This window comes from Mariniflexile sp. HMF6888, assembly GCF_044335535.1.
Taxonomy (GTDB): domain Bacteria; phylum Bacteroidota; class Bacteroidia; order Flavobacteriales; family Flavobacteriaceae; genus Mariniflexile.
Map to the genome: position 1 here is coordinate 312,153 of NZ_JBIQVZ010000003.1, position 23,390 is coordinate 335,542.

Below are 23,390 nucleotides of genomic sequence, written 5' to 3' on the forward strand. Positions count from 1 at the left end.
ATTTATTCCACCTTAAGTAAAACATAAAGCGTTGTAAGCTGAATATTTTAAACTCATGGCAAATATCCAAATAATAATTAATTTAAATATAATACTCGTTTACTAATTCGATAACACTTTCAACAGTAGGGACTTTGGAAATTCTAACATCGCTAAAGTGCTTTTTAGCTTCATTAGCAGTTGTTTCGCCAATGCAAAACGCAATAACCTCCGTGTTGTTTTTTTGAACAAAGCTTTCAACAGTTGAAGGGCTATAAAACATAACACTTTCAACGGTCTTGGCTACTTTTATGCCGTCGTATTTGGTTTGGTAAGCTTCAACTTCGGTTACTTTAATATTGTTTTTTTCTAGAATGGTTGGCAAATCGTCTAGTCTTAAATCGCTGCAAAAGTAAGTAACCTCAGTTCCTTCCATGTAATCAATCAAATAATTAGCAAGCTTTTTAGCATTGTTTTCAAAATGGGTTACTTTACCAATTTTGTTTTCAACCAATCGTTTGGTACGGCGACCAACACAATAAATATTTTTAAACTGAAGTTCTATGGGCGAAAAGTTAGTAAGTAACGCTTCAACAGCATTTTTACTGGTAATGATGACGTTTTGAATTTCGTTTTTTAAGAAACGTGGATGAATTCTATTCAAGCTTATTTTAATGAAATCGCTACTTTCAACAGTCACTTTTTCATGAAAAAGCAAACGTTGGTCTTCGGTAAACGATTTTGTTGAATACACATTAATCTCTTTGTTGGAGTTTTTAATGGTATCCATTAAACGTTTGCCACCACGCTCAATAACAAAATTGGCGCAAAACTCAGCCATATCATGGTGCTCGCCTAATTTTTTAATACGGGTGACATCAATTCTTTTAGAGCCATCAACACTTAATAGTACACCTTTAAAATTTATTTCTTCGTCTTTAATGTAGGCCAATGCGCCAATAGGAGCTGTACAACCACCTTCCAACTTATTTAAAAATTCGCGCTCGATAGTGGTGCAAATTTCGGTTTCTTCGTGATTGAGTTCTTTACAAGCTGAAAGCACAAATTCATCTTCAGCTAAGGCGGTAATCATAATAGCACCTTGTGCTGGCGCAGGAATCATCCAGTCTAAGTTAAAGGCTTCTTCGGGTCTAATGCCAATTCTACCAATACCTGCAGCTGCAAAAATAGCACCGTTCCAATCCTCATGGTCTTCCAGTTTTTGTAAACGAGAATTCACATTTCCTCGTAAATCTACAATAGTATGTGTTGGGAAACGGTTTAGCCATTGGGCGCGCCTGCGTAAACTTCCGGTTGCAATAACAGCTTCTTTAGAACTTAAAAACTCTTCATTATTTTTAAAAACCAACGTGTCGTTTACGTTACCGCGTTTTAAAACCGCAGCTTGTACAATGCCTTTTGGTAATACGGTTGGTACATCTTTTAGCGAATGCACCGCAATATCAATATCATGGTTTAACATGGCGATATCTAAGGTGCGGGTAAAAATACCGGTGATACCTAATTCGTAAAGAGGTTTGTCTAAAACCAAATCGCCTGTAGATTTTACAGGCACTAATTGGGTTTTATGACCTAAATTTTCGAGTAAACTTTGTACTATTTTGGCTTGCCATAACGCTAATTCGCTATCGCGGGTACCAATTCTTATAATTTTAGACATGTGTTGTGGGTTCTAACTGAAACACTTTTTTTATGAGTTCCAGGCTCTCATCGGTAGGAATGCCATCGTCTTTTAAATGATGCGCAAAGTGGTTCGTTATTTTTTGTATGATGTTGTTGCTAATTAACTCTGCTTGAGCTTCGTTAAAATCGCTATTTTTTTTGCGTTGTGTGTCTAATTCTGCCGAAGCAAAATCAAGCAATTTCTCTTTTAACGCCTTAATGGTTGGTGCAAATTTTCGGGTTTCCAACCAATCGTTAAACTCAGCCTTTACTTCTTCAATAATCGCTTCAGCTAATGGAATGTGGGCTTTTCGTGCTTCTAAGGTTTTATCGGTAAGTTGCGATAAATGATCTAAATGTATCAATGTCACATTATCCAATTCTTCAACATTAGCATCTACGTTTTTAGGAATAGATAAATCTAAAATTAACAGCGGTTTTTGTGTTTGGATAAGGTGTTTATCAACGGTAGGGTGTTGGGCGCCTGTCGCTACAATTAAAATATCGGAAGTTTGAATTTCTTCCTGTAAATTGGCATAATCTTTAACTACTAAATTGAATTTTCCAGCAATTTGTTCTGCTTTATCTTTTGTCCTATTAATTAAAGTAATATGCTCATTTTTGGTGTGTTTTACCAAATTTTCGCAGGTATTTCTGCCTATTTTCCCTGTTCCAAAAAGCAAAATGTTTTTGTTTGAAACATCTTCAACCGTATTAAAAATATACTGTACCGAAGCAAAAGATACGGAGGTAGCACCCGATGATATTTCGGTTTCATTCTTAATGCGTTTACTCGCTTGAATTACCGCATTCACCAAACGTTCGGTAAAATGGTTTAACAAACCGAGCTTTTTAGAAATACGCGCACTTTTTTTTAATTGACTAATAATTTCAAAGTCACCAAGAATTTGACTGTCTAAACCAGAACCCACACGAAACATGTGTGCGATAGCATCGTTGTTTTTATAAATGTAAGCCACTTTCTGAAATTCTTCAACCGTGCCTCTCGTGTTATCACAAAGCAATTGGATAAGTTGAAACGGATGTTCTGCAAAACCATAAATTTCGGTACGGTTGCAGGTAGAGGTTACCACCAAACTTTCAATAGCATTTTCCTTAGCTTGGTCAAGTAACGCCAGTTTAGCGATTTCATCCAAACTAAAGTGCCCTCGTATGTCTGCATCGGCCTTTTTATAACTTAGGCCTATGGCATAGAAGTATTTGCTTTTAGATATGTTGTATTGGTGCATCAGTGTCTATGTAATTCAATAAGCAAATGTATATCTATGATTAATAAAAAAATAACGCTGAAAGAACTTTTAGTGTCGTTTGTGGTTTTTTAGGTTGTTTTTTAAGTAATATATGATAAATATCATATTTTTGCAGTAAAACCGATGTGTTTTAAGTAATTAATTTAGAACAAATCTAAATAACATGACAGTTAACAACGATAAAAATCAGCAAAAAAATAACGCTATAAGTTCATTTAATGAAACTAAAGTAGATGACGGTTTTTTGGTTTTGGTTTATAAAAACGATGGAAACGAAACGCAAAGCCTTATTAAAGAAATAGATAGCGATTATATTCAATTTCATTTCTGTGTTAAAGGCTCAAGCAAATTTGTTTTTAACGAAGGGCGTTATGTGCTTAATATTCTTGAGGAAAACTCGTTGTTATTATACAATCCGCAACGCGATTTGCCAATAAACCTTCAAGTAAATCCCAACTCTTGGATGGTTTCTGTGTTAATTTCAATTAAAAAATTCCATGGGTTGTTTTCTCAGGAAGCCGATTATATTTCATTTTTAAATGAAGACAACAAAGACAAAAAATATTATAAAGATGGTAGTATTACTCCATCTATGGCCATTGTTTTAAACCAATTAATAAATTACAATCTTAACCAATCTATTAAGGATTTGTATTTTAAAGGAAAGGCGTATGAACTTTTAAGTTTGTATTTTAACAGAAGTGAAGATGCTGATATTGAACAATGCCCGTTTTTGGTTGATGAAACTAATGTTATAAAAATTAGAAAAGCCAAAGATATCATTATTGCGCGCATGGCAGAACCACCAAGTTTACAAGAACTGGCAGATGAGATTGGATTGAACCTTAAAAAATTAAAAGAAGGTTTTAAACAGATCTATGGCGATTCAGTATTTAGTTTTTTGTTCGATTACAAAATGGAAGTTGCCCGAAAACTATTAGAATCGGGCGATAATAACGTGAACGAAGTAGGCTTAAAAGTAGGTTACAGTACCGCAAGTCATTTTATTGCAGCTTTTAAAAAGAAATATGGCACAACACCCAAAAAATATTTAATGTCCTTAAACTAATTTATATATGAAAAACATTTTGATAGCTTTTGTTGTTTTTTTATCACTTTCGTGCAAAGCGACAAACACACCAGATAGTCCAGATAAAGTTCTTGTTTTTACGAAAACAAGTGGATTTCGGCATGAATCCATTGAAATAGGAGTGAAAACCATAGAAGAATTAGGCAAACAAAACAATTTTGAAGTGACGCATACAGAAGATGCCACCTTGTTTTCTACAGAAAATTTAAAGCAATACAAATTGGTTATTTTTCTAAATACTACTGGAGATGTTTTAAATACAGAACAAGAACAAACTTTTGAGTCCTTTATAAAAAATGGCGGAAGCTTTGTAGGGGTTCATTCGGCTAGCGATACCGAATATGAATGGGCTTGGTACGGAAAACTTGTGGGCGCTTATTTTTTAAACCACCCAAAACAAGCAACAGCTACCATAACCCGAGTTAACAATACGCACTTATCTACGAAACATTTGCCAGAACAATGGATTCGACATGACGAGTGGTATAATTTTAAATCCATCAATCAAGATATAAATGTGTTGTTAAATCTAGAAGAATCGACTTATGAAGGTGGTGAAAATGGCGAATTTCATCCCATAGCCTGGTACCATGAATTTGATGGCGGCCGATCGTTTTATACGGCTTTGGGACATACCAACGGATCGTATGTCGAACCCGAATTTAAACAACACTTGTTAGGTGGCATTTTGTATGGTTTAAAGCGGTAATTTTAGCCAATTGTGAAAGTTTTAAATGAGTTCAATATCAAAAAAATATACCAGATGAAATATTTAACCCCAGAAATTGAAGCATTATCTAAAAACACAAATACAAAATCGTTAGTGCGTCCTAGTGTCTCTTGTGGTATTTTTCAAGATTGTGATTATAATGAAGAACGCCCTAAGTTGTATCATCAGAACAAAATTGAAAACAAGAAAAATTGATTTTAAAATAAACCATACAGGTTTTTAAAATCTGTGCGGTCTGAGAAACAATAAAATTGTAAATGAAAAAAGGAATTTTACTAGTAAACCTCGGTTCTCCCGATAGTCCTACGCCAAAAGACGTAAAAAAGTATTTAGGTGAGTTTTTAATGGACGAGCGTGTTATCGATATACCTCTTATTGCAAGAACAGCACTTGTGAAAGGCATTATTTTAAAAACGCGCCCAAAACAATCGGCAGCGGCTTATAAAAAAATATGGTGGGAAGAAGGGTCTCCTTTAATTGTGCTTTCAGAAAGACTTCAAAAGAAAATACAAAAACAAACCAGTTTGCCCGTAGCTTTGGCGATGCGTTATGGCAGCATGACCATTAAAAAAGGACTTCAGGAGTTGGTTGATAAAGGTGTTGATGAGGTGCTGCTATTTCCGTTATACCCGCAGTTTGCCATGGCAACTACCGAAACAATTACGGTTTTAGCCGAAGAACTTCGCCAGCAACATTTTCCAAATTTAAAAATAGAATCGGTGCCGGCATTTTATAACAAACCCGATTATATTGAGGTGCTTTCAGATGCCATTAAGCGTCATTTAGAAAGCAAGAATTACGAGCATTTGTTATTCTCTTATCACGGTGTTCCAGAACGACATATTCGAAAAAGCGATGTAACGAAATCGCATTGTAAAATAGATGGTAGTTGTTGTGTAACCCCAAGTAAAGCCCATGAGTTTTGTTATAGGCATCAATGTTTAGAGGTTACCCGATTGGTGGCTGAAAAATTGCAGCTAAAAGAAGGAAGTTATTCAACATCATTTCAATCACGTTTAGGTTTCGACCCGTGGTTGCAACCATATACCGATAGAACCATTGAACGTTTAGGAAAAAAGGGCATCAAAAGTATGGCTATTGTAACACCAGCTTTTGTGAGCGATTGTTTAGAAACTTTAGAAGAAATAGCGATGGAAGGACAGGAGATTTTCCATGAAATGGGAGGAAAAGACTTTACAACCGTACCTTGCTTAAATGATGATGATACCTGGGTATCACTACTTTCAAAATGGATTAACGAATGGGCTTCTGTTGAAACATCCATGCTAAAAACACCTTTAACAAACGGGGGCATGATTAAGGATGTACCATCTAACCGATAAAAATAATAAATATAAACAGACGAAAACAAAAAACGTGTAATGGCAAAAGTATCATCACAAGATTTAGGATCGCAACCCATAGGAAAAATTTTAATTAAGCAAGCGGTTCCTGCATCTATTGGTATTTTGGTTATGTCGTTAAACATTTTGGTCGACACCATTTTTGTGGGCCATTGGATAGGTTCTACAGCCATAGCCGCTATTAATGTGGTATTGCCAGTATCCTTTTTTATTGCGGCTTTAGGGATGGCCATTGGTGTTGGTGGGTCTTCCATCATTTCAAGGGCTTTAGGAGCAGACAGTAAGAACAAAGCACTCAAAACTTTTGGGAATCAAATTACGTTAACCGTTTTACTTACAGTTACATTAGTGGTTGTTGGGTTGATTTATTCTGATGCCATTATTCTATCGTTTGGAGGTAAAGGTGCTATTTTCGAACCTGCTAAAATTTACTATACTATTGTATTGTACGGTGTGCCATTTTTGGCGCTAAGTATGATGGGAAACACCGTTATTAGGGCGGAGGGAAAACCTAAATTCGCTATGTATGCGATGATGATTCCATCGGTAAGTAACTTACTATTAGACTATATTTTTATAAATGTCTTGGACTTTGGTATGGAAGGCGCTGCTTGGGCTACGTCGCTGTCTTACATCATGTGTTTTATTTATATATGGTGGTTCTTCATGTCGAAACATTCTGAATTGAAAATTGATTTTTCACATTTCGGATTAAACACGTCAATAGTTTCAGAAATTGGGTCTTTAGGATTTGTAACGCTTGCAAGACAAGCAGTGGTAAGCGTTACCTATCTGTTCATGAACAATATTTTGTTCGATTTAGGAGGAGAGATCTCCGTGACTGCCTATGCCATTGTGGGGCGTATGCTTATGTTTGCCATGTTTCCCGTTTTAGGAATTACACAAGGCTTTTTACCTATAGCAGGGTATAACTATGGGGCACGGAATTATCACCGGGTCAGGCAAAGTATTAATATTGCGATAAAGTATGCCACCATATTGTCAACATGCATATTTGTTATTCTCATGGTTTTTCCCGAGGCCATTACTAGAATGTTCACAACCAATATAGAGGTCATCCAACAAACACCAAACGACATGCGCTGGGTGTTTGCTGCAACACCCATTATAGCTGTTCAGCTTATTGGTGCAGCCTATTTCCAGTCTATCGGGAAAGCCATTCCAGCCTTATTATTAACCTTAACACGCCAAGGTTTTTTCTTTATTCCGTTAATATTAATATTACCAAAGTTTTATGGCGAATTAGGGGTTTGGATATCCTTCCCAATTTCCGATGTGCTTTCAACAATTCTAACCGCTTATTTTTTAAATAGAGAAGTAAAGGCCACTTTAATTAATCAACCTAGTTAGTTATGGAATATTACAACTACATAAAATCGTTTCACCTTATTTTTGTAATCACTTGGTTTGCAGGCTTATTTTACATTCCCAGACTGTTTGTCTATCAAATTGAAGCGTTTCATAAACCATCGCCTGACAAAGAAATTCTTGGGAACCAATTAAAGCTCATGGCAAAACGTTTGTGGTTTATCATCACATGGCCATCGGCAATATTGGCAACCATTTTCGCTATTTGGTTACTTCTTTTACAACCTTTTTGGTTGCAACAACCTTGGATGCATGTAAAATTAGCATTTGTTTTACTGCTCTTCATCTATCACTTAAAAACCCATCAATATTACAAACAACTTCAAAACGATGTGGTAAAAAAATCGTCTAGTTTTATGCGTATCTGGAACGAAGGTGCTACCTTCATCCTGTTCGCTGTTGTATTTTTAGTGGTTTTAAAAAGTGCTATCAATTGGGCTTGGGGTATTGTAGGCATGCTTGTTTTGGGCGTTTTAATCATGTTAGGGTTCAAAATTTATAAAAACATCCGAGAGAAAAACCCTGAAGCATAGTCTGAAATGTAATTAATGTTTCAAGACAAATAGCATTAGGGTTTAGAATTTTATTTTTAAATCACCCTTAGAGCTGTTTGGTTCAATTATTGTTATATTTAAAGCATCATTCTTTTAAATCACTTCATTATATGGAAGTGGCACGTGACCTATAAAAGCAATGAAAAAAGATACATGAAACTAAAAAAACTTTCATTACGAATCCGTATTTTTTTCGCCATGATCCTGTTGGTTTTACTGGCATCTATACTTATTTCGGCAGTTGCCATTTACCAGTATAAAGAACAAAGTGAAGATTACCATAGACAACGATTAGAGCGTAAAGAAGAAAACATCCAATCGCATTTAAAACACGTTTTAAACGGCAGGCAAAACACATGGGAGGTTAAAACAGAAAACATTCCGATTATATTTAAAGAAGAGGTTTACAATATTGCCGATATTCACAAACTTCAAATTAATTTATACGATCTAGAAGGCTCTTTGCTAATTTCTTCAAAAGCAGGCTTACAAAATAATGAGGCAGATCAATGTATAGATGCCGAAATTTTAAATGCCATATCTAATACGGCTTCACATAGATATGTAGATAAACGGATAGAAAATGGCGAGGCTTTTCAATCATCTTATACCTACCTCATTGACCAAAAATCTAAAGAAATAGCCGTATTAAATTTACCTTATTTAGAAAAAGACGATTTTCTCACCAAAGAACTTCAGGAGTTTTTAAAGCGTATTGCGTTTGCCTTTATGTTTGTGTTGCTTACAGCTATTGTTATTGCGTTTTTATTATCTAAGTACATCACAAAATCATTAAAAACCATTAGCGACAAAATTAACACCACTCGATTAGAAAAGCGCAACCAAAAAATAGTTGTAAACGACACCAGTGAAGAGATTTCTACCTTGGTTAGCTCCTATAATAGTATGATAGACGAACTGGAAGAAAGCGCCATACAATTAGCACGAAGTGAACGGGAACAAGCTTGGAGGGAAATGGCAAAACAAGTGGCGCACGAAATTAAAAACCCGTTAACGCCCATGCGTTTAACAGTTCAAAATTTCCAACGTAAGTTTGACCCTAACGATGAAAATATTCATTCTAAACTAGATGAATACAGCAAAACCCTAATTCAGCAAATAGACACCATGAGTTCTATTGCATCTGCATTTTCAAACTTTGCTAATATGCCAGCGCAACAAAACGAAACCTTAAATGTTGTTTACGTTGTAAAGTTGGCTTTAGAGATTTTTAATGAAGATTACATCAATTTTACGGCAGAAAAAGAAGAAATCATAGCGAAGCTAGACAGAACTCAACTTATACGTGTTGTTACCAATTTGGTTAAAAACGCCATTCAAGCGATGCCAGAAAATCAAACTCCAAAAATTAATATTAACGTATCCACATATAAAAACGATGTGGTTATTATAGTTTCAGACAATGGTTCGGGTATTTTAGAAGAGAATATCGAAAAGGTTTTCGAACCAAAATTCACTACCAAAACCAGCGGTATGGGACTTGGATTGGCCATGGTTAAAAACATCGTAGAAACCTATAAAGGCACTATTACATTTAACTCGGAAAAAGATAAAGGCACCGTATTTAGGGTGACGTTTCCTAAAGAATAGTTAGAATGTTCAATTACGAAAAAAGAAATAATAAATGGTTCTTTTTGTTATTTGGAGGGTGTTTGACTCTAATAATTAATTATTATTTATATGATTTAATTATTCCAGACCCATGTTATTACCATAACCACCAAGCTAATTTTTGGATTAATTTATTTTATAATACAGGCTCTATTACAAACGGGCATCCAGAACCAAATATTTTTAATTTCCTTTTTACAATCATAATGGGTTTGCTCATCGGAAACATGATTTATAATTACAGTAAAAAGAATAAGATTGAATCTTAAAACATAAAATTATGACTTACAATAATATTTTAGTAGAAGAAAATAATGGCATAACCACCATAACCATCAATCGACCAAATAAATTAAATGCCTTAAACAAGCAAACCATTGAAGAGTTGCACGACGCATTGAAAGAGGAAGTAGCAGATAAAGACACAAAAGTGATTATAATTACTGGAAGCGGAGAAAAAGCGTTTGTTGCAGGTGCTGATATTAGCGAATTTGCAAATTTTAATGTAGAAGAGGGTACAAAATTAGCAGCTAAAGGACAAACCATGTTGTTCGATTTTATTGAAAATTTATCAAAACCCGTTATTGCTGCTGTAAACGGTTTTGCATTAGGTGGTGGGTTGGAATTAGCCATGGCATGCCACTTTAGAATCGCCAGTGATAATGCTAAAATGGGTTTGCCCGAAGTATCGCTTGGCGTTATTCCTGGGTATGGCGGTACGCAACGCTTGCCACAATTAATAGGTAAAGGACGCGCTATGGAATTAATAATGACTGCTGGTATGATAGATGCCAACCAGGCCCTAAACTACGGCTTGGTAAACCATGTAACAACCCAAGGAGAATTAATGCCGCATTGCGAAAAAATAGCCCATAAAATTTCCAATAATTCCATGGTTGCTATTGGTGCAGCTATTAAAGCCATCAATGCCAATTTTAAAGATGGAGTTGATGGTTTTGCTGTTGAAATTCAGGAATTTGGAAACTGTTTTGGAACCGATGATTTTACCGAAGGGACTTCGGCATTTTTACAAAAGCGGAAGGCTAATTTTTCTGGGAAGTAGGCTTTGAATTCAATTTTAACCTGTAGCTATATTTAAGGATAAGCACTAACTTTGTATATAATTAAGATTAGCGGCTTGTTTAAACACCTAATTTAGCAAATACAAACTGTATAGCAAATTCGAGAGGATTTTTGTAAGTAGGCTTGCAGTGGCAATTAATTTTATACGGCTTGTACTTTGGTTTATTAATTATTATTGAAATTAATTACGACTTCATCCTTAATAAATTTTATTTTCTTATTAATGCATTATATCACTTTTTTGATTTTCTGCGATTATTTATTAAAATTAAAATAACAGCAATTATAATGGTAGGAAGCCATAATATAAAACAAATCTCTCCAATTTTACTCATAATAGGATTGACATTACTTGTTGTGGTAAATTGATCAACTGCAACAATAAATATTATTGTGGCTGAAATAAGTAAGGTTATAGATATTTTATAAAGATTCACAATTATTTTTTAAAATGAAAATCAACAAGGAAAAACAACAATTCTACTCATGAAAAATACTAGATTTTCCTTTTTTCTTTCTGTAAATCTTAATCGAAATAATTATAACCCAAATTGCCAATAAGCTTAAAAAGAAGTAAGTAGCTAGCACGTAGCCATATCTGTATTTTGGTGCTTTCCCTAAATATTGACTTATATCTTTTTTGTTGTTTATTTTGACGGAATTAAAAAGTTCGGTTTTAACATCGGCGTTAAATTGCGTATCACTAGCATAGAAAAACGTATATAAATTTTTATTTAGTAAGTAAAATTCGGCTTCGTAGGTAGGAGTTCCTAAATCATTTTCAAATTTCAAATTATAACCCGTAAAGCCATCTTTTTCAACAAGTGTAGTGGTTTTTAGATAATAAGGAACTCTATATCGCATTCTGGCTATAACACGTTCGTATTCATCTATTAAACTGGCATAATCGTATGGTAACCTAGAAAGACTTGTTTTTTGGTCTTCATTTTCAAAAAGCACTTTTTGTACAATAAAGTTGTAGGTATCGGTTTTAAATCTAATTTGATGTATTTTAACACCATCTACAAGGGTGTCGGATTCAACGAAATTTTTTGGAACATCCAAACTAACCAAGTCATCTAATTTATGCGAGAACATATCGCTATTTTGAGAGGTTAATATGCTGGCAGTTAAAACGAAAAATAATATAAAAAGCTTTTTCATAACAGAGTAATTCTTAATAACCCTTTAATAAAGGGTAAAATTTGAACAAGTCTAAAATATGCATTTTTTCAACTCCATATACAATTCATATCCATATTTAATAAAACATTATTATTGATTTTGTTTTAAGATATGGTTTGGTAGGTTAATTAAGATGATAGCTGTTAATAAGCCATTCGCATTTTTCACAATTTCCCGTAACAAACCAAATATGGCATAAGCATGAGAAATTTCTGCTGCGAAATTCCGAAGCAATTAACTATACACGGCTTAGCAAACGTACCTACTTATGTTTTTGAATCCATTTTATAATAGAGTTTTCAGTTGGGATATTATCTGTACAGCTATTTCCTTCACAAAAGCCTAACTGCCAACCTGAATTCAATTTAATTAAATATCCATACCCTGGGTCTTTAAAAATTCTGTTCTTTTCTAATTGTGATATATCTTTAAATTGATCTCCGACACTATATCCTTCGGGTGTTTTGAATTTCGCGTCACGTGTTGCCAAAAAAGTAGTGTCTCCCTTTTTATTCTGAACAATAGAAAAATTAAATCTGTTCAGAATAATGTCTTTTGATGGTTCAAGACTACCACTACTGGTCATAGATACTTTGGGGATCTTTAGGGAATCCACTTTTTCGGTCTTTGTCCCGGAAATTGAAGTATTATTTTCTTTTGATACATTATTACAAGACAATAATGTCATTCCAAAAATTAAAATGCAAATTAGTTTTTTCATTTCGATATGTTTGCTGACCCTAAGAACCGGTCGTTTTTTTGGTAAATTGATAAAACAAATAAAATTCCTAGCTCTATTTTACTGAATTTACAGTGTAATTTAATTCTCGTAACTGATTAATCAACCCTTTTTCTCCACCTAAATGAGCTGCTCCTACTGCAATGAAACTCGAATTATCTTCAATTAACTTTGGGATTTTATTCATCCATAAATTATTACGTTCGTCAATCATCATCTTTTGTTGTAATTCCAGAAATTCATCATTTCCTAGATATGATAAAATTTTGTTGTTGTGCAGGTTGATTTCTTCAGATTGTTGCACAATAAAATTAATGTTCTGCTTCAAATATGCTAATAAAACCTTATTTATCATATCATGTTTTAAAGAGTCTATATGATGTTGGTTTTCGATGTAATACATTAAAGTATCAACCTCATTTCTATAACTTAATTGTATACGATCACTAATTATTGAATCCTTAATTTCTTGATATTCTTTTTCCGAATCTAATGATACTATCTGCATATTACGTTTCTTCGCTAGATTTTGTATATACGAATCAAGAATAGGGCCTTGTGACTTGTTATTGTTTGGCGTAATTTTTTTTGAAAATTTTATAAAAGTTAAAAAGCTTAGAGGTCGTATATTTAAATTCGCTTGGTTGATTTTTGTCAGAAGCTCAGAAGAATTAACAACGGAATCAAATATTATCTTTTGTTTGGCTGTCAAAAGGTTGTTGTATGTTGAGTCAGGAACAGGCCATGGTTTTAAGAAGTTAAAATTATTTTTCTTTTTTTGTTCTAAATGTTTTGGAAAGTCACTTAGTTGAAATTCGCATATAAGTTGATTTGTTAAACTAAATATTGAATCAAAGGTTTTTATAGAATCAAGGATCTGCATTCCTCCTGATCTATGATATGTACCAAACAAATAAGAAGCATGGTTTAGTCCATTGCCTGTTATCTTCCATAATAAACCGTGTTGCGGTAATGGTTCAACTTGCTTGGGCTTACATGAAAAAAAGAATAATATTAGAATTATAATAAATAATAGATTTGTTTTCATAATGTTTGCTAACCCTAGTCATGGTCGATTTTAATTGGCTAATACTGACTCTTACTGAAATAAATTCAGTACAAGTAAACGAAGTTAGCTGATTTTCTTGATAAATTGATAAAATTCCTACTTTATTTTGTTAATAACCCATTTCCGTTTTAACAGTTTTCAGTATAAAATATAAGTAATTTTAAAGTGTCTAGTTCGCAGCATACACTCTTTATTTTTACTACAATGAATCCAAAAACTACCATAAAAGGCCGTGGCGCACAGCTTAATGTACCCAATAAATTCTTCGAATTGAGCCACGATATGCGTGACGATTTTTTGGAATTCTGCCATAAAGAAGGTGAGCAAAGCGATAAAAACAAAACACTTTATTTGGAAGTTTTCCCGAAAACCATCGTCAATAAAGTGGCGAGCCCAGATATTGGCATGTCTTATTCCATGAATGCGTACCAAGGCTGTGAACATGGGTGTATTTACTGCTATGCCCGCAATAGCCACGAATTTTGGGGCTATAGTGCTGGGTTGGATTTTGAGCGTCGGATTTTGGTAAAAAAAGATGCTCCAAAATTATTGGAAGATTTGCTTAAAAAGAAAACTTGGAAAGCATACCCCATCGTCATGTCTGGCAATACGGATTGCTATCAACCTGCCGAAAAACAATTCGAAATTACCCGAAACTGCTTGGAAGTGTTTTTAAAGTATAAACACCCTGTTGCCATCATCACAAAAAACGCTTTAATTCTTAGGGATTTAGATATTTTACAGGAACTTTCAAAAGAAAATTTAATAGGTGTAAATATTTCTATCACATCGCTTTCAGAAGAAACCAGACGGGTTTTAGAACCGAGAACGGCAAGCATAAGGAAACGTTTTGAAACCGTAAAAACATTAAGTGATCATGGTATTCCCGTTAATGTGATGTTAGCACCTATTATTCCGGCGATAAACAGCCATGAAATACTGCCTTTAGCAAAAGCAGCTTCAGATCATGGCGCTTTAGGGATAGCGCATACTATTGTGAGGCTTAACGGTGCTATTGGGGAAATTTTTACCGATTGGATACACAAAACCATGCCCGATAAAGCCGAAAAAGTATTGCACCAAATAGAAAGTTGCCACGGTGGTACTTTAAACGATTCGCGTTACGGTACCAGAATGCGTGGTGAAGGTAAAATTGCCGAACAGATTAATAATTTAGTAAAACTAGCAAGACAAAAGTATTTTAAAGATAAGCAGATGCCAAAATTAAATACGCAGTTGCATGAACAGTTTAAAGACGGGCAATTAAAGTTATTTTAGTGAACTCATTTTTTAACCGAGAATGAGATAAAATTTGTACGGAGGAGGCACTTTTTGAAAGGCATAACAGAGCTAAGCATAAAAAAAGAAACGAAATATCGACGAATTTTAGTCATTCCTGCCTGCCGGCAGACAGGTTTTAGGAAATAGAAAAAGTCAAGATGAGTTCAAAAAAAAAAACGTGGGCAATTTGCCCACGCCTTTCAAAAAATAATTAGGAATTGGTTAGCTCTTGATTTCTTTTGTAAAAACTCTTCCTTCTGTAGTAAAAACAATGTTGTAATGACCTTTGTCTTTACCTGTTAGCTTATAAATTCTACTAGCGTTTTCAGTGTCTTTAATTTTTTCAGAATAAATAAGTTCTGGTTTATTAAATGCACTTTCAGCATCAACATAATAAATAGCGATGTCCATTGGGGCTTTGTTCAAAGAGAGTCTTGAAACAAAAACAACATCTCCTTTTACTCTTGTTACAGGTTTAAAAATGGTAGTTTCCATTTCTTTTTTAAAAGTAACCGTATTTGAAGATACAGTAAAAGGGATGGTTTGTATTTCTACATCTTTATCAAGCTCAAAAATGTAACTACCGTTTGGTAACGAGGTTAAATCGAAACCTTTAGAGTAGATTCCAGATTGTTCAATGAGCTCTTTATATAGTACAATACCATTATCATCTTTAATAGACAATAGGTTTCCTTGCTTTACATTGTTTAAAGTAAGAGAGGTTCTTCCGGCATCATTTTCAATTTTAAAAAATGATACTTCATTTGCGAAACTTAACAAGGTAGCAAACATTGTTACCATTAAGATTCCTTTTTTTGAGGTGTTTAATACGTTTTTCATGATTTGGTTTTTTTAACGTTTCACAAGACAAATATAGAGCAGTTTTTAAGTTTATAAAACACTGATATTGACATATTTATGTGTTATTTTACCTGTTATATTTACATCAAATTTATGTTAAATTAAAATAGTATATAAAACGGTTAATTGTGTGTTTATTTGTACTACCCTTTAAGCTTTTATTTTACAGTAATTTCAAAGCTTAAAGGATATAAGAATTAAAAAAAGCTGATAAAAGACTCAATTGAAAATGGAGCAAAAAAAAGTGAGCCACCACAGCTCACTTTACCAACTAAACTAAATAAGACATTAAACTAATTATTAATGAATTTTGTGAACTCTTTGTTATCAGAGTTAATGATTATTTTATAATTTCCTTTTTCTAATTTATAAACTCTTTCAATAGCTTGAATACCTGCGATTTTTTCTGAGTGCAATAGCTCATATCCGCTATTTTTGTCGACATAAATGCTAATTTTCATAGCTTCAAGATTTGGAGACAATTTAGTAACGAATAATAAATTGCCTTTTTGTCTTAAATGAGGTTTATAGCTTGTCGTTCCTTTGCTTCTATTAACAACAACGTTTTTAAAACTAATGGTGAACGGTATCGTTTTAATTTCAAAATCTTTATCCAATTCAAAAATATACTCACCATTGGGAAGCGACGTTAAATCGAAACCTTTAGCGTAGATTCCAGATTTCTGAATAAGTTCTGAATATAGTATGTTGCCATTAGCATCTTTTATATACAATTGGTTACCAGCCTTTACATTGGTTAAGGTTAGTGCGGTTTTTTTTGCATCATCTTTAATAGAAGAAAATGAAGCTTCATTAGCAAAACTTAATAAGGTAGCAAACATAGTTACCATTAAGATTCCTTTTTTTAAGTTGTTTAATACGTTTTTCATGATTTGGTGTTTTTAACGTTTCACAAGACAAATGTAGAACAGATTTCAAGGTTATAAAACATTAGGATTGACCAATTTATATGCTATTTTATCTGTTATTATTACATTAAATTTTTGTTAAGTCAATATAGCATAGAAAGCGGGTAAATATCCATAATTGATAGAAAGGAAGACCCTCAAAACTAATTGGCAGAAAAAGGATATAACACAAAAGGTTGTGGACTAATTATAAAGGATAAACAAAAGAAGGAAGTGCTATACCAAAAGTTTTGTTCAAAACAAACCACCACCCAACAACGGCCATCAGCTAAAAAAATTGGCAAAAAAAAAGTGAGCCACCACAGCTCACTTTACCAACTAAACTAAATAAGACATTAAACTAATTATTAATGAATTTTGTGAACTCTTTGTTGTCAGAGTTATTTTATATAGAATTTAACTTTTCAAGACTTACGATTGTGATATCAGTAATGTTTTTTATTTACTAACATTCAACGGTACAAAGATATGGTAGAAGTGTAGCTTACAAAACATCTAATTTGACCAGTTTATATGCTATATTAACTGTTAATTAAATGTTAAATGGATGTTAAGTTAAAATAACATACAATCGAGTTAATTAAGGCTATATTTGCATAATAATATATTGTAATTTTGTTTTAAATAAATTTGTAATGATTAATAAAAAACCAACTTTTAGGAAACTGACCCCAAGTTTCGGAAGTTCTATATTAGTTAAGCAACATGTAGAAACCATAGATAAAGACGGCGCTTACTGGCATTTTCATCCAGAATTAGAGCTTATTTATATAAACAAAGGGCAAGGGAAAACACATATAGGAAATCATTTATCCTATTTTAATAATAGTCAATTGATACTTATTGGATCCAATTTACCACATAATGGCTTTACAGACCGCTTAACTGCCAATGGTACCGAAACTACCATACAGTTTAAATCGAACTTTTTAGGTGACGATTTTTTGAATGTACCTGAAATGTCAGCTATAGTATCATTATTTGATAGAGCCAAAAAAGGAATAAGATTTAAAGTAGAGACAAAACAGAAAATAGGCCCGAAAATAGAAAAACTATTAGAACATGGCGGTTTAAAACGTGTTTTGAAATTTTTAGAAATTTTAGACTATTTAGCGAAAACAGATGATTATGCATTGTTAAATGCAGATGGGTTTGCTTTTGAAGCTGAGGCTCAGGATAGCTCGAAAATTGACATTATATTTAAATATGTCAATAAGAATTTTCAAAACCATATCACTTTAGATGAAATAGCCGATGAGGTAAGTATGACGGTGCCAGCGTTTTGTAGATACTTTAAAAAAGCCACCGGAAAAACCTTTACACAATTGGTAAACGAGTATCGTGTGGTGCATGCTACCAAATTGCTTAATGAAAGCCAAAAAAGTATTGCCGATATTTGTTTTGAATGTGGGTTTAATAATTTTTCACATTTCAACAAACAATTTAATGAGATTACAGGCAAAAGTGCCTCGAATTATAGAAAGGAAATAAAGTTAATTATCCAATAATTACATTTAAAGATATTTGGATGGCAGTCGAAACCTCCTTTTTTAGACGATGCCATTCCATTCTTTGTAAAACTGCTCAAGATATAGTTCCATAAAAGCATGCCTTTTAGTAGCTATATCTTTTCCTGTTTTTGTATTCATCTTGTCTTTTAAAAGCAATAATTTCTCATAAAAATGATTGATGCTAGGAGCTGTAGATGTTTTGTATTCTGCCTTAGTCATGGAAAGATGAGGCTTTATTTCTGGGTTATAAAGTTCTCTGTTTTTAAAACCACCATAATTAAAACATCTTGCAATACCAATGGCGCCAATAGCATCCAATCTATCGGCATCTTGAACAACATCCAGTTCTGCAGATTTAAATTTTTGCGCCTCGTTTCCACCTTTAAAAGAGATGTTTTCAATAATGTTTACAACATGCTCAATAACTTGAGAATCGACATTCAGTTTAAATAAAAACTCACGGGCTATTTGCGGTCCCACAGTTTCATCGCCATTATAAAATTTACTATCGGCAATATCGTGTAATAAAGCACCAAGCTCGACAACAAATACATTTACAGGCTCATTTTTAGAGATGAGTAGCGCATTGTTATACACCCTTAGGATATGAAACCAATCGTGTCCACCTTCAGCATTGGCAAGGGTTTCTTTTACAAAATCGATGGTTTTATTTATTATTTCTTTTGAAGTCATAAGGGTATAAAAATAAAAATTCCTTTCGGTTTAGAAAGGAATTTATTAGAAAGTAATTTGATGATATATTATTTGCTATGTTATTTTATAATAGCAGGCTCTACCCATTTAAATTGAAATGAGTTTTGAGGTATTTTAATACGTTCTGATAGTCTGTACATTCTAGCAGGCAATGCCATTAAATAATCTCTGGCTTTTTCGGCTTCATCGCTAAGCCCAGTAATTTTATCTATTTCCCAACGCTTAATTAATTTATCTAAAATATCAACGTAATCGGTCGATGTGTAAACACCAATACGCTGTGCAGTATTGGAAAACTCTTCAAAAGCGGTACTAATTTGGTTGCCCGATTCTCTTAAAAAATGTGCTGGCATGGTAATTTTAAGTTTCATCATATCATGAAACGCCATCATCATTTGGCTGGGATCAACCGTGAAAATGCGTTCTACAAACTCAGAATAGGCATGATGGTGCCTCATTTCGTCTCCAGAAATTATTTGGCACATTTTTGCTAACTGCTTATTGCCACTCTTTTTAGCAATTTTAGCAACACGATTATGCGATATATAGGTTGCCAACTCTTGAAAACTGGTATAAACAAAGTTTTTATAAGGATCTCTATCCGTACCAATATCAAAACCATCGGCAATTAAATACTGGGTTGTTTTTTCAATTTCTTTCATGTTTACACGCCCAGAAAGGTATAAATATTTGTTAAGCACATCGCCATGGCGGTTTTCTTCACCCGTCCAGTGGCGTACCCATTTAGACCATCCGTTACGTTCTACTTGCCCAACACCTTCAACATCCATTAACCAGGATTCGTAGGTAGGCAAAGCTTCTTCGGTAATCATATCACCTACCAAAACCACCCAAAAGTCATAAGGCAATTCTTTTGATAATTCTCTTATTTCGCGTACTTCTTCAAAAAAAGTATCACTTTCAGAATTTGGTAAAAAATCTGTTGGTTGCCATATAGTTTCGATAGGGATTAAATACTTCTGTATTAAAGATTCCACGTCCTTTTCCAAAAACTGCATCACCTCTAGTCTTACATTCTTTAACGACATCTTTATAATTTTTTAATGATTTATATTATTTTTAATAGTAGCTTCAATACTATTAATAAGTTCTTCTTTGTTTACAAAGGTACTAACTTTTAAAGGCTTGTGCACGGTAAAAGCAATATGTGTGCCTAAACCCAATGGAAATTTACCATATTTTAACATTTTCCACGAGTTATTTATGGTAATCGGCACAACAGTCGCAGAAGGGATTTTTTTAAATAGGACTTCTAAGCCTTTGGTTTGAAATGGTTTGGGTTCGCCATTTTTACTTCTAGTTCCTTCAGGAAAAATAACGGCAGAACGTTTGTTGGTTTCAATGTATTCACCAAATTTCATAAGTGCAGGCAAAGATTGTCTGGGGTTTTTCCTATCAATTAAAGCGGCGCCACCATGTCGTAAATTGTAAGACACACTGGGGATGCCTTTGCCTAACTCTATTTTACTAATAAACTTTGGATGGTGCTTACGCATATACCACGTAATAGGGTAAATGTCATGTAAACTCTGGTGGTTCGCAACAATAATTAAAGGTTGATTGGTATCTATTTGGTATGGATTGTTAAATGTAAAACGTGTGCCTAATATATTGGCGCATCGCATGAGGCAAAACTGTAAAGCATCGACACTTTTTTTATGTGCCTGATAACCAAATACATTAAAACAAAACCACTGAATGGGATGAAATATAACCAATGTTAAAAAAAAACATAGGTAATATATAATACTTAAAGGGTATGAAAATAATTTTTGCATGCCCCAAAAATAAACAAAAACAGGTTTTAATAAACAGCTACGCAGGTGTTATTTTCACAATTTACACTGGTTGGAGGCATGGCATAAGCACAATCGGAAGCAATACCCCATTTTTTATTAAAATCAGCTTCCTTTTTATTATAAGTTGCTACCATATTTTCCAGTTTTTCAACGTCTATTGAGGTTGAATATACCAAATAACTCCAAGGGCCACCACAAGGTTTGCTTCCTAAAGCAATAAATTTACACATGGTATTTTCATTACAAACTGAAGTTGCCGCTAAATCCTCAATGGCTTTTTTAGAAGCATTTAATTCTTGCAGTTCATCTTCTTGTGTAGTAGTGGCATCATCTTCACAAGTAAACGCCGTTAAAAATAAACAGGCAGTAAATAAAAGTAGGAGCAACTTTTTCATAGCTTCATTTTTTATTGTTAGATGGTAATTACTGTAAAAGGTTGCGTAATAAAGTAAAAAACCACGACTTGGCCGTGGTTTTGATTTATATTTTCAACTGTCTTCAGTCATCCGTTTTGCTTAACAATACTCGTTATAAGCATCGATAAGGTTTTCTGCAATTAATTCTGCAGGTCTGCCCTCAATGTGGTGACGCTCTAACATGTGCACCAATTCACCATTTTTAAACAGAGCCATACTTGGCGAACTTGGAGGAAATGGTACCATATGACCACGAGCTGCATCAACAGCTTCTTTATCGACACCTGCAAAAACCGTTACAATATGGTCTGGGCGTTTGGTATTTTGTAAACTCATTCTAGCACCTGGGCGTGCATTGGCCGCTGCACAACCGCAAACCGAATTAACGACAACCAACGTAGTCCCTTCTTTGGACAAAGCCGCATCAACAGCCTCGGCAGTATGTAATTCTTCAAAACCAACTTTGGTTAAATCTTCGCGCATTGGTTTTACTAATTCTGCTGGATACATATTTTTTTAAATTTTAATATTAGTATATATAATATACAAAGTTAATCAAAAATCATGCAATAATTAGTATGACGTTCCTTTATAACACTTATGGTGCCATAAGGTCAGGCTATCTGCTATAGCTTTTTTGCTCCCAAAGGGAAGAAAGAATGCTGCTTCAAAGGAAAAGCATTCACGATTTCAAATGTCTCAAAATAATATGCATGAGTAATCCTTAACGTAAAAAACATTGTGATTATTTTGGTTGTAATGAGAATTCAAAAGTTTTTGGTATGACATGGCACTTATCACTGATTAAAGTGATTGGATCACTGGTAAAAGTTTGATAATTAGGTGATGTTACTGTAACAATATAAGTTCCGGGTCGTTCTCCTGCTCCAAAAAAAGAATCAGAACCATAACCAGTCATTAAAGTTTCTTGATGGTTTCCATCAGTAGCTATAACTTCAACATCTGAATTAATTATATTAGACGTTGTAGCATCTTTTAAAGTTATATTTAAACCATAAACAAATTGCTCAGTACAAACTGTTGAATCTGGGGCATCATCTGTTTTACAGGATATAAAACAAATTGATAGTACAGCCAATAAGATGACTATTTTAAAATTCATATACTTTTTTATTTCAAGATGCTAAAAACAGATTAAGGTTGCGTAACAAAATCATTAAAGCATAATTAACAAAAATGGTTTTACACTTAAAAATAAACCTAATTTAAACTGTTTCTTCTTTTAGAAGAATAATTTTATATGTAGGTTTGACAATAATTTATACTTACATGAGTTTTTCAAAATGGATTGGCGCAGCGTTAGGCTGGTCGTTTGGTGGTCCCATTGGTGCTATTTTAGGATTGGCATTGGGGAGTGTTGTAGATGGGGTGTCTAATGGTAACGGAAGTACCGTTTATACAGATTATCCACAACAACGCCCGCAAACACAGGCGGGTGACTTTGAAGTGAGTTTACTTATTTTGGCTTCCATAGTTATAAAAGCCGATGGCAAACAAGATCAACGTGAATTGGATTTTGTGCGCCTACAGTTTGTAAATATGTATGGAAAAGAGCGTGCAAATCATGCCTTTAAGTTATTTAAGGAAATTAGTAAGCAACAAAACATTTCAACCAGACAAGTATGTTTGCAAATTAGACAAATGATGCAGCATGCATCGCGTTTGCAACTTGTTCACTTTTTATTCGGAATTGCCAAAGCCGATGGTTTGGTCACCGATGATGAGGTGCACCAAATTTATACCATTGCAGGTTATTTGGGTATTAGCCATAACGATTACGAGAGCATCAAAGCCATGTTTTATAAAAGTGCCGATAGCGCCTATAAAATATTGGAAATTGATAAAACAGCTACCAACGACGATATTAAAAAAGCCTACCGAAACATGGCTAAAAAGTACCACCCTGATAAAGTGATTCATTTAGGAAAAGAACACCAGCAAGGTGCCGAGGAAAAATTTAGAAAAGTGCAAGAAGCTTACGAGCAATTGCAGAAGGAGCGGGGGTTTTGATTTATATGATATTATCTCGGATACTATTTTATTTGAAGTCGTTTTACAATGACCTTTTA

General features: G+C 33.8%; 25 protein-coding genes. 12 read left to right on the forward strand and 13 right to left on the reverse strand.

All coding sequences use genetic code 11. From position 1 onward, the window contains the following. Nucleotides 1-82: 82 nt before the first annotated feature. Together hemC and hemA are read right to left on the reverse strand one after the other, a co-directional pair. Nucleotides 83-1,660, reverse strand: coding sequence for a hydroxymethylbilane synthase (hemC, locus tag ACGLWY_RS09960; RefSeq protein ID WP_396619526.1), 1,578 nt, complete (start codon nt 1,658-1,660; stop codon nt 83-85). Further along, nucleotides 1,653-2,912 carry a glutamyl-tRNA reductase gene (gene hemA, locus ACGLWY_RS09965; protein WP_396619527.1) on the reverse strand — a complete coding sequence of 420 codons (1,260 nt, stop codon included), beginning with the start codon at nt 2,910-2,912 and terminating at the stop codon, nt 1,653-1,655. Before hemA ends, hemC begins: the two co-directional genes overlap by 8 nt. A gap of 184 nt (nt 2,913-3,096) precedes the next feature. Between hemA and ACGLWY_RS09970 the strand changes: the two genes are divergently transcribed. From ACGLWY_RS09970 to ACGLWY_RS10010, 9 genes are all read left to right on the forward strand, one after another. Then, nucleotides 3,097-4,002, forward strand: coding sequence for a helix-turn-helix transcriptional regulator (locus ACGLWY_RS09970; protein WP_396619528.1), 906 nt, complete (start codon nt 3,097-3,099; stop codon nt 4,000-4,002). A 7-nt stretch (nt 4,003-4,009) separates the two neighbouring features. After that, complete coding sequence (locus tag ACGLWY_RS09975) at nt 4,010-4,732, forward strand: ThuA domain-containing protein (protein ID WP_396619529.1); 723 nt, start codon at nt 4,010-4,012, stop codon at nt 4,730-4,732. Between the two features lie 54 nt (nt 4,733-4,786). Then, nucleotides 4,787-4,948: a hypothetical protein gene (locus tag ACGLWY_RS09980; protein WP_396619530.1), complete on the forward strand. Its 162-nt coding sequence runs from the start codon at nt 4,787-4,789 to the stop codon at nt 4,946-4,948. A gap of 62 nt (nt 4,949-5,010) precedes the next feature. Further along, nucleotides 5,011-6,096 (forward strand): ferrochelatase, encoded by a 1,086-nt coding sequence (gene hemH, locus ACGLWY_RS09985; RefSeq protein ID WP_396619531.1) that lies wholly within the window; start codon nt 5,011-5,013, stop codon nt 6,094-6,096. Between the two features lie 39 nt (nt 6,097-6,135). Continuing rightward, the gene (locus ACGLWY_RS09990) at nt 6,136-7,488 is read left to right on the forward strand and encodes an MATE family efflux transporter (protein ID WP_396619532.1); all 1,353 of its coding nucleotides are present in this window, start codon (nt 6,136-6,138) and stop codon (nt 7,486-7,488) included. Between the two features lie 2 nt (nt 7,489-7,490). After that, nucleotides 7,491-8,039, forward strand: coding sequence for a CopD family protein (locus ACGLWY_RS09995; RefSeq protein WP_396619533.1), 549 nt, complete (start codon nt 7,491-7,493; stop codon nt 8,037-8,039). A 174-nt stretch (nt 8,040-8,213) separates the two neighbouring features. Next, complete coding sequence (locus tag ACGLWY_RS10000) at nt 8,214-9,671, forward strand: ATP-binding protein (RefSeq protein WP_396619534.1); 1,458 nt, start codon at nt 8,214-8,216, stop codon at nt 9,669-9,671. A 5-nt stretch (nt 9,672-9,676) separates the two neighbouring features. Beyond that, a complete protein-coding gene (locus ACGLWY_RS10005) occupies nt 9,677-9,961 on the forward strand; it encodes a hypothetical protein (RefSeq protein ID WP_396619535.1) in 285 nt (94 codons plus the stop codon). Nucleotides 9,962-9,972: 11 nt separating this feature from the next. Further along, the gene (locus ACGLWY_RS10010) at nt 9,973-10,755 is read left to right on the forward strand and encodes an enoyl-CoA hydratase/isomerase family protein (protein ID WP_396619536.1); all 783 of its coding nucleotides are present in this window, start codon (nt 9,973-9,975) and stop codon (nt 10,753-10,755) included. 500 nt (nt 10,756-11,255) lie between these two features. Here the strand turns inward: ACGLWY_RS10010 and ACGLWY_RS10015 are convergent, their stop codons facing one another. The 3 genes from ACGLWY_RS10015 to ACGLWY_RS10025 all read right to left on the reverse strand — a co-directional run bounded on the left by ACGLWY_RS10015 (nt 11,256) and on the right by ACGLWY_RS10025 (nt 13,747). After that, entirely contained in the window at nt 11,256-11,939 is a 684-nt protein-coding gene (locus ACGLWY_RS10015; RefSeq protein ID WP_396619537.1) for a hypothetical protein, read from the reverse strand. A gap of 283 nt (nt 11,940-12,222) precedes the next feature. Continuing rightward, nucleotides 12,223-12,681 carry a hypothetical protein gene (locus ACGLWY_RS10020; protein WP_396619538.1) on the reverse strand — a complete coding sequence of 153 codons (459 nt, stop codon included), beginning with the start codon at nt 12,679-12,681 and terminating at the stop codon, nt 12,223-12,225. 73 nt (nt 12,682-12,754) lie between these two features. Continuing rightward, nucleotides 12,755-13,747: a TraB/GumN family protein gene (locus tag ACGLWY_RS10025; protein WP_396619539.1), complete on the reverse strand. Its 993-nt coding sequence runs from the start codon at nt 13,745-13,747 to the stop codon at nt 12,755-12,757. 225 nt (nt 13,748-13,972) lie between these two features. Here ACGLWY_RS10025 and ACGLWY_RS10030 point away from each other — a divergent pair, with 225 nt between their 5' ends. Beyond that, a complete protein-coding gene (locus tag ACGLWY_RS10030) occupies nt 13,973-15,046 on the forward strand; it encodes a PA0069 family radical SAM protein (RefSeq protein WP_396619540.1) in 1,074 nt (357 codons plus the stop codon). 225 nt (nt 15,047-15,271) lie between these two features. Here ACGLWY_RS10030 and ACGLWY_RS10035 read toward each other — a convergent pair whose 3' ends face one another. Continuing rightward, nucleotides 15,272-15,889: a hypothetical protein gene (locus tag ACGLWY_RS10035; protein WP_396619541.1), complete on the reverse strand. Its 618-nt coding sequence runs from the start codon at nt 15,887-15,889 to the stop codon at nt 15,272-15,274. A gap of 314 nt (nt 15,890-16,203) precedes the next feature. After that, the gene (locus tag ACGLWY_RS10040) at nt 16,204-16,800 is read right to left on the reverse strand and encodes a hypothetical protein (protein ID WP_396619542.1); all 597 of its coding nucleotides are present in this window, start codon (nt 16,798-16,800) and stop codon (nt 16,204-16,206) included. Between the two features lie 674 nt (nt 16,801-17,474). Between ACGLWY_RS10040 and ACGLWY_RS10045 the strand changes: the two genes are divergently transcribed. Continuing rightward, complete coding sequence (locus tag ACGLWY_RS10045) at nt 17,475-18,347, forward strand: AraC family transcriptional regulator (RefSeq protein ID WP_396619543.1); 873 nt, start codon at nt 17,475-17,477, stop codon at nt 18,345-18,347. 42 nt (nt 18,348-18,389) lie between these two features. On the opposite strand, the gene ACGLWY_RS10050 is transcribed toward ACGLWY_RS10045, so the two are convergent. From ACGLWY_RS10050 to ACGLWY_RS10075, 6 genes are all read right to left on the reverse strand, one after another. Further along, nucleotides 18,390-19,043: an HD domain-containing protein gene (locus tag ACGLWY_RS10050; RefSeq protein ID WP_396619544.1), complete on the reverse strand. Its 654-nt coding sequence runs from the start codon at nt 19,041-19,043 to the stop codon at nt 18,390-18,392. Between the two features lie 80 nt (nt 19,044-19,123). Then, nucleotides 19,124-20,113 (reverse strand): acyl-ACP desaturase, encoded by a 990-nt coding sequence (locus ACGLWY_RS10055; RefSeq protein ID WP_396619545.1) that lies wholly within the window; start codon nt 20,111-20,113, stop codon nt 19,124-19,126. Between the two features lie 12 nt (nt 20,114-20,125). Further along, nucleotides 20,126-20,863 (reverse strand): lysophospholipid acyltransferase family protein, encoded by a 738-nt coding sequence (locus ACGLWY_RS10060; RefSeq protein WP_396619546.1) that lies wholly within the window; start codon nt 20,861-20,863, stop codon nt 20,126-20,128. 26 nt (nt 20,864-20,889) lie between these two features. Next, nucleotides 20,890-21,279, reverse strand: coding sequence for a hypothetical protein (locus ACGLWY_RS10065; RefSeq protein ID WP_396619547.1), 390 nt, complete (start codon nt 21,277-21,279; stop codon nt 20,890-20,892). 120 nt (nt 21,280-21,399) lie between these two features. Next, nucleotides 21,400-21,810 carry a BrxA/BrxB family bacilliredoxin gene (locus tag ACGLWY_RS10070; RefSeq protein WP_396619548.1) on the reverse strand — a complete coding sequence of 137 codons (411 nt, stop codon included), beginning with the start codon at nt 21,808-21,810 and terminating at the stop codon, nt 21,400-21,402. 235 nt (nt 21,811-22,045) lie between these two features. Beyond that, nucleotides 22,046-22,423 (reverse strand): carboxypeptidase-like regulatory domain-containing protein, encoded by a 378-nt coding sequence (locus tag ACGLWY_RS10075; protein WP_396619549.1) that lies wholly within the window; start codon nt 22,421-22,423, stop codon nt 22,046-22,048. A 167-nt stretch (nt 22,424-22,590) separates the two neighbouring features. On the opposite strand from ACGLWY_RS10075, the gene ACGLWY_RS10080 reads away from it, so the two are divergent. After that, entirely contained in the window at nt 22,591-23,331 is a 741-nt protein-coding gene (locus ACGLWY_RS10080; protein WP_396619550.1) for a DnaJ domain-containing protein, read from the forward strand. The last annotated feature ends 59 nt before the right edge of the window (nt 23,332-23,390 follow it).